This window comes from Aeromonas sp. S12(2024), assembly GCF_041402305.1.
GTDB lineage: Bacteria > Pseudomonadota > Gammaproteobacteria > Enterobacterales > Aeromonadaceae > Aeromonas > Aeromonas veronii.
Map to the genome: position 1 here is coordinate 140,481 of NZ_JBGLRB010000013.1, position 6,536 is coordinate 147,016.

At 58.5% G+C, this 6,536-nt stretch carries 7 protein-coding genes and 1 rRNA gene; 4 read left to right on the forward strand and 4 right to left on the reverse strand.

The features are described 5' to 3' along the window. Positions 1-35 precede the first annotated feature (35 nt). The 3 genes from ACB035_RS13940 to ACB035_RS13950 all read right to left on the reverse strand — a co-directional run bounded on the left by ACB035_RS13940 (position 36) and on the right by ACB035_RS13950 (position 2,126). Positions 36-965, reverse strand: a complete 930-nt coding sequence (locus ACB035_RS13940) for a GGDEF domain-containing protein (protein WP_371167484.1) — start codon at positions 963-965, stop codon at positions 36-38. A gap of 42 nt (positions 966-1,007) precedes the next feature. Further along, positions 1,008-1,535 (reverse strand): hypothetical protein, encoded by a 528-nt coding sequence (locus tag ACB035_RS13945; protein WP_371167485.1) that lies wholly within the window; start codon positions 1,533-1,535, stop codon positions 1,008-1,010. A 126-nt stretch (positions 1,536-1,661) separates the two neighbouring features. Further along, positions 1,662-2,126 (reverse strand): hypothetical protein, encoded by a 465-nt coding sequence (locus ACB035_RS13950; protein WP_371167486.1) that lies wholly within the window; start codon positions 2,124-2,126, stop codon positions 1,662-1,664. A gap of 198 nt (positions 2,127-2,324) precedes the next feature. On the opposite strand from ACB035_RS13950, the gene ACB035_RS13955 reads away from it, so the two are divergent. Continuing rightward, positions 2,325-3,233, forward strand: coding sequence for an S-adenosyl-l-methionine hydroxide adenosyltransferase family protein (locus ACB035_RS13955; RefSeq protein WP_371167487.1), 909 nt, complete (start codon positions 2,325-2,327; stop codon positions 3,231-3,233). A gap of 78 nt (positions 3,234-3,311) precedes the next feature. Here ACB035_RS13955 and ACB035_RS13960 read toward each other — a convergent pair whose 3' ends face one another. Continuing rightward, positions 3,312-3,872: a carbonate dehydratase gene (locus ACB035_RS13960; protein WP_005343397.1), complete on the reverse strand. Its 561-nt coding sequence runs from the start codon at positions 3,870-3,872 to the stop codon at positions 3,312-3,314. A 203-nt stretch (positions 3,873-4,075) separates the two neighbouring features. On the opposite strand from ACB035_RS13960, the gene ACB035_RS13965 reads away from it, so the two are divergent. The 3 genes from ACB035_RS13965 to ACB035_RS13975 form a co-directional block, all read left to right on the forward strand. Beyond that, entirely contained in the window at positions 4,076-4,717 is a 642-nt protein-coding gene (locus ACB035_RS13965) for a ribonuclease (protein ID WP_101529592.1), read from the forward strand. Between the two features lie 131 nt (positions 4,718-4,848). Continuing rightward, the gene (locus ACB035_RS13970) at positions 4,849-5,895 is read left to right on the forward strand and encodes an NAD(P)H-dependent flavin oxidoreductase (protein ID WP_371167488.1); all 1,047 of its coding nucleotides are present in this window, start codon (positions 4,849-4,851) and stop codon (positions 5,893-5,895) included. Between the two features lie 571 nt (positions 5,896-6,466). Further along, positions 6,467-6,536, forward strand: a 16S ribosomal RNA gene (locus tag ACB035_RS13975); the annotation flags it as partial.

Here is a 6,536-nt window from a genome sequence, read left to right on the forward strand (position 1 = left end):
ATGGTAGCAGAAGCAGGGGGATCGGCAGAAGGCGGCTATGCCTCTGCGTCGTCCGGTAATGGGCGGATCAGCCGGATCTTTTTGCCCTCATAGCAGGCGATGTTGTGTTTGCCGTGCTGTTTGACGTGGTAGAGCAGCTCGTCGGCCAGATGCACCGCCTCGGTGACGGTGAGGTAGTCGCGAATGCGGATCACCCCGGCGGAGAAGGTGATGGGGGTGGGCAGCTCGGAGATCCCCAATGGGCGATCCAGCAGGCGACCAGCTGAGTGGATCATCATCTCGTCATCCTCCATCCCCTTGAACAGCACGATAAACTCCTCGCCGCCCCAACGGATGGCGCTGTCCACCTTGCGGATATTGCTTCTGAGGTGGCGGGCAAAGGCGACCAGTGCCAGATCCCCGACGCTATGGCCATAGGTGTCGTTGATCGACTTGAAGTTGTCGATATCGAGGATCATCAGGTAGTCGTGCTCGTGGAGCAGACTCTGGCAGAGCACATCTCTGCGGGGCAGCCGGGTCAGGTGGTCGGTGTGCGCCAGGGTGCGCAGCCGCAGGTAGATCTGCTTCCAGGCCACCATGCCCAGCAACAGCACGATGAGATAGACCTTGAAGGCCGCACTTTGCAGGGCCAGCTTGACGAAATCAAACCAGCTGTAGGACCACTTCAGATAGAGATCATCCCCCGCCTTGGTGCGCATAAAGGGTTTGCTCAGGCAGAGATGCCTCGGGCGGCATGGCTCGGCGGCTTCAAACGATATGTTGGTGCGGGTCGGGTTGATGGTGTCGAAGGGGCGCAGCACATCGTTAAATGCTTCATCGACGGCGATGTCGATACCGAGCAGCCCGTATTTGTAACCGCCGCGCCCCGACTGATGAATGAAGGGGAAGTACATCACTATGGTGTTGCGCATGCTGAAGCTGTCGATCTCGATATCGGAGACAAAGGCTTCATCGGCGCTGCACAAGGGGCGTCCGGGCGCAAAGCTGGCGCAACCGAAGTAGTGATACTAGGCGGGCAGTGTCATCAGATCCACCTTGATCGGCGCCAGTCTGGCGGGCAGCACATTGTTGTCGGCCACCATGCCGATCAGCCGGTAGTCATTCCAGATGGTGTAGATATTGATCACCTCCGAATAAGAGAGGGCATAGCGGAAGGTGTTGAGGATATTGGCTGCCGGGTATTGCAGCGGAATATCGGCAAAGCGGTATTTGCTTTTGAGGTCATACCCGTAGAGATAGTCGCTGCCGACGCTATTCGGGGGCGGTGGCTGATCGAGCAGATGGTGTTGTGCCAGATAGCTGGTGATGTTCTCCACCTTGAGGATCTTGGCTCGCTGGTAGAAGACCTCGAACACGTTCTTCTGTCTGGCGGTGATGAGATCCATGTCGTGCTGGATAGTGAGATAGGTGTAGTAGAAGACAATGCCCAACCCGGTCAGGGCGAGCAGGGCCAATCCGGCCACTTTGACGATGAACTGGCGAGCAAACGCCGGTGGCCAGCGCAAGGCTGGGGGATTACCTGAAAATAAGGTCATAGGTGTCTGGGTGCAGTACCGATAGGGGCGCGGGCGCCATACGGGCAAAGTATACGCGAAGGAAATCCCGACAGGATCCACCGACAAACCTTGCCAGAAGCTGAAGCCCTCACCACTTATTTATCCCTACTCCACGATCAGCACGCTCTCGCTGGCCAGATGGTGCAGCCACTCCCTGACGATCAGCAGCACGGCGGCAAAGTACTCGTCACGGGGTAGCTGGTTGGCGGCGAGAGGATCCCCTTCCGCCATCGCGGCCAGCTGGCCAAAGGCTTGCTCCACCAGATCCCGGTCGAGCTGGTTGTCCCCCAGCACTTCGGCCAGCGACGGCTGGCTGCGCAGGGTCAGCTGCAAGCCGGGCGGGATCTGCGGGGCTATGCGCATCAGCTCATCTTCCACCACCATGATGGCCCGCTCCAGTTCGAGCAGGGTGGGTGGCGCATTGCGAAACGGTCCGGGCTGGATGGCGTGGGTGCCAAAGGCCAGCAGGTAGTGTGACGGGGCCGCATCTGGCTGGCTCAGCCAGAGCTGGCTGCTCTGTTCACCAATCTCCAGCAGCAGGGTCATCATCTCCGGTACGGGTTGTGTCATGGTGCTGAGCTCCTGTATTGTAAACGTTTTCCAATTCTGCCTTTGATACCCCCGCTGTCGCCGTTTGGCGAGCACAATTTCTGCGAGTCGTCCCTCACTTTGTGGCAAACCCCTTGCAAAAAAATCCATTGGTGGCAGTCTGGATGTCTAAATGGCTGTCGCCGTTTCGTTATCCTCAGATGATTCAGGAGTTCAGATATGGATATTCGCACCGCTCCCCGCGCCATTGCGCTCGCCCTCATGCTGGCAAGCGGCATCGCCGCCGCCAACGAAGCGCTGGTGATCCAGACCGATTTCGGCCTCAAAGATGGCGCCGTGTCGGCCATGAAGGGGGTTGCCTTCGGGGTGGATCGCACCCTGCCGCTCTATGACCTGACCCACGAGATCCCGGCTTACAACATCTGGGAAGCCTCCTACCGCCTCTACCAGACCCTGCAGTATTGGCCCAAGGGGACTGTGTTTGTCAGCGTGGTGGATCCCGGTGTCGGCACCGAGCGCAAGTCAGTAGTGCTCAAGACCAGGAGCGGCCACTACATCGTGACTCCGGACAACGGCACGTTGACCCTGGTGGCGGAGCACTTCGGCATCGAGGCAGTGCGCCAGATCGATGAGAAACTCAACCGCCTCAAGGGCTCCGAGAAGTCTTACACCTTCCATGGCCGTGATGTGTACGCCTATACCGGCGCACGGCTCGCCTCCGGCGCCATCAGCTACGAGCAGGTCGGCCCGCTGCTGCCCGCCGAAGTGGTGAAGATCCCCTATCAGCCTGCGGTAGCCGAGAAGGATGGCACCCTCAAGGGCACCATCCCGATCCTCGATGTGCAGTACGGCAACGTCTGGACCAATATCGACGATGCCCTGCTGACCAAGGCGGGGATCAACAAGGGGGATAACGCCTGCATCAAGATCCGCGAAGGGGATGTGGTCAAATATGACGGCAAGGCCCCTTACGTCAGCAGCTTCGGCGATGTGCCGGAAGGTCAGCCGCTGGTCTACCTCAACAGCCTGCTGCAGGTGTCGGTGGCGCTGAACATGGACAGCTTCGCCGCCAAGCATCAGGTGCAATCCGGTGCCAACTGGAATATCAGCCTGAAGAAGTGTTCCTGACCAGCACATATATAAGTAGAGATAGAAACAGCAACGGGCGCCTCGGCGCCCGTTTTGTTCTCTGGGAATACAGAGGGATCAGAACTCGTTGGAGAGCGCCTTGTACCCTTTGACCAGATCGATATTGGTGTGGGCCACGTCCTCGGAGAACTCGGCGGCATCTACCGAAACCCGCGGGATATGGGTCAGATCGCTCTGCTGGTTGATGCGGGTGGTGGAGGGGACGTAGAACTCCGGCGGCAGATCGCAGCCATCGATCACCGAGTTGTGACGCACCACGGCGCCATCGCCGATATGGCAGTTGAACAGCACGCTGTTGAAGCCGATAAAGACCCTGTTCCCCACTTCGCACGGCCCGTGGACGATGGAGCGGTGGGCGATGGAGGTGTACTCGCCGATAGTGACGGCGGCGCCGGATTTGGAGTGGATCACCACGCCATCCTGAATATTGGAGTTGGCGCCGATGACGATGGGTTCCATCTCGCCGTTGGCATCCACTTCGTCGGCGCGGATCACCGCATAGGGGCCGACAAAGACATTCTCTTTGATGATCACCTTGCCGCAGATGATGGCGGTCTTGTCGATATAGGCGGATTCGTCGATGACAGGCAGATGGCCGGAGGGATTCTTGCGGATCATGTTACATCCTGTGGTTGCCAAGAGGGATTATCTGGTGGTGGACGAGGAGCCTACCGGTCGGTCAGCTTACCCCTGCTCGCCCTCTGGTGAAACCCCTGACTGGTCTGACCCTTGTCGTATGCCGTTTCGGCATGGCTGTTTCCGGTCGCCAGAATATGGGAGCATGGCTGTTATCCCGAGTCGCGTTAGATGGACATATAAAGATGAAGAAGATGATTGCCCTGTTGGCGGGTGGTTTATTGCTCTCCTCGGCCGTGCAGGCCAAAGGGGAGGCGGGGGCGTTTGACTATTACGCCATGGCGCTCTCCTGGTCGCCCGAGCATTGTGCCGTCAAACCGGCCGATCGGGACCAGTGTTCCCGCAAGCTGGGGTTTGTGCTGCACGGTCTTTGGCCCCAGTACGATCGCGGTTACCCCAGCAACTGCACCCGCGAACGGCTAGATCCCGATATGGAGAGCGAGTTTGCCGACCTTTACCCCAGCCGCTTTCTCTATCGCCATGAGTGGGAGAAGCACGGCACCTGCTCCGGCCTGAGCCAGCAGGCCTTCCATCAGCTGGCGAGCGATTTGCGCCAGAAGGTGAAGATCCCGGCGGCTTATCAATCCCCGGAAGAGCCGCTGCGCAAAACCAGTTTCCAGCTCAAGGCCGATTTGGCGAGCGCCAACGAGTGGCTGGCCCCCGACAACATCACGGTAGCGTGCGCCGATGGTGGCCGCTTCCTGCGGGAGATCTACATCTGCGTCAATAAAGAGGGGACGGATGCGGTCACCTGTTCCGCCGAGATGCAAAAGCGCGAGCGCCGCTCCTGCGGTCAGCCGGATTTCCTGCTGCGCAGCGTGCGTTAAGCCTCCATTCTCTTCATCGGGCCCCTTGCGGGCCTGATGTGTAACCACGGTTATCGGAAAGGAGTCTGACAGATGGATGGCAACAACCGATTTGGCCCGCAAGAACGGGCAATGTTGCTCGGGGTGAACGGATGAGCCTGTTTGCCGAGCTGGGGATGCGTTATCCCATTATTCAGGCACCGATGGCCGGTGTGCAGGGTAGCGAGCTGGCGCTTGCCGTGACCCGAGCGGGCAGCTTGGGCTCCTTGCCTGCCGCCATGCTCATGCCAGCGGAGCTGCGCGGCGAATTGGAGTGCCTTTCCCAAAGCGGCCTTGGGCCATTTAACATCAACTTCTTCTGCCATCGGCAACGGGAACCTGATCCCGTTGCTCTGGCCAGTTGGCAGCAGCGCCTTGCTCCCTACTATGCCGAGTTCGGCGTACAGCCCCCAGCTCTTACGACGGCGCCAAGCCGTGCACCTTTCAATGAGGATCATGCCGCCATGTTGGCCGAGTTCAGACCGGCTGTGGTCAGCTTCCACTTCGGCTTGCCCGCACCCGAGCTGCTTGCCCGGGTGAAGGCTGCGGGGGCCAAGGTATTTGCCAGTGCCACCACGGTGGCGGAGGCTATTTGGCTTGCTCAGCACGGTGCCGACGCCATCATCGCTCAGGGATTGGAGGCGGGTGGTCATCGCGGTCATTTCCTCTCCGATGATCTCGCCTTGCAGCAGAGCACCCTGACCCTGCTGGCGCAAATCCTCGCGGTGACCGATCTGCCGGTGATCGCCGCTGGCGGTATCGTCGATGGCAAGGGGATCGCCAACGCGCTGACGCTGGGGGCGAGTGCCGTGCAGATGGGGACCTCCTTTCTCTGCTGCCATGAAGCGACCACCTCGGTGCTGCATCGCGCTGCCCTTCACTCACCCCAAGGCCAGCAGACGGCACTGACCAATCTGTTCAGTGGCCGCCCAGCGCGGGGTATCGTCAACCGTCTGATGCGTGAGCTGAGCCCGCTCTCGGATCTTGCCCCTCACTTCCCCTATGCCAGTGGCGCACTGGCACCGCTGCGTGCTGCTGCCGAGAAGGTGGGGGACTGTGGCTTCTCTCCGCTCTGGGCTGGGCAGGATGTATCGGGCTGCCGGGATCTTCCCGCTGGCGAGCTGATGGCGTGCTGGGTCAAAGATGCTGGATTGGGATAAGCGCTTCTATATATGCCTCATACGCGTTCTTATATAGAAGATGTCGAGGGCGCTGCGCGTTAGACGCGACAGTGCGGCAATGGTGGATGAGTGCCAGGCCAGTACCCTTGTAAGGCATTTATCCGGTGTAAAACGTCCTCACTTCACCCTTGGCTGTGGATAAGTCTGTATAAAGGCTGTGTGTTGATATGAATAACCAAGAAATTGCACTTTTTTGCAATTTTATTGCGGTAAAACCTTGCCAATGTGAGCTGGATCTCTATAATGCGCCACATCGACAGGGCAAGCGGCAACGCAAACAACCTCGTCGGTAACCTCGAAAAGCCTTTGAAATAAGGCTTGACTCGAGAAGGCGGTTGAGTAGAATTCCACTCCCGCAGCAACACACTGTTGCGTCGCTCTTTAACAATTTGAATCAAGCAATCTGTGTGGGCACTCACAGCATCGAACATCAAAAACAATTTTTGATTTTCAATGTCTGGTGAAGTGACCAAGACGATTTCTTAGCAATAAGAAGTCGAACAGTTTATTTCAGCAATTCATTGAGCCGCTTTTCGAAGCAACCAAACTTAAATTGAAGAGTTTGATCATGGCTCAGATTGAACGCTGGCGGCAGGCCTAACACATGCAAGTCGAGCGGC

Coding starts and splice junctions, on each gene's coding strand:
- ACB035_RS13955 (WP_371167487.1), top strand. CDS start 2,325: ATGGATATTCGCACCGCTCCCCGCGCCATTGCGCTCGCCCTCATGCTG.
- ACB035_RS13965 (WP_101529592.1), top strand. CDS start 4,076: ATGAAGAAGATGATTGCCCTGTTGGCGGGTGGTTTATTGCTCTCCTCG.
- ACB035_RS13950 (WP_371167486.1), bottom strand. CDS start 2,126: ATGACACAACCCGTACCGGAGATGATGACCCTGCTGCTGGAGATTGGT.
- ACB035_RS13960 (WP_005343397.1), bottom strand. CDS start 3,872: ATGATCCGCAAGAATCCCTCCGGCCATCTGCCTGTCATCGACGAATCC.
- ACB035_RS13945 (WP_371167485.1), bottom strand. CDS start 1,535: ATGACCTTATTTTCAGGTAATCCCCCAGCCTTGCGCTGGCCACCGGCG.
- ACB035_RS13970 (WP_371167488.1), top strand. CDS start 4,849: ATGAGCCTGTTTGCCGAGCTGGGGATGCGTTATCCCATTATTCAGGCA.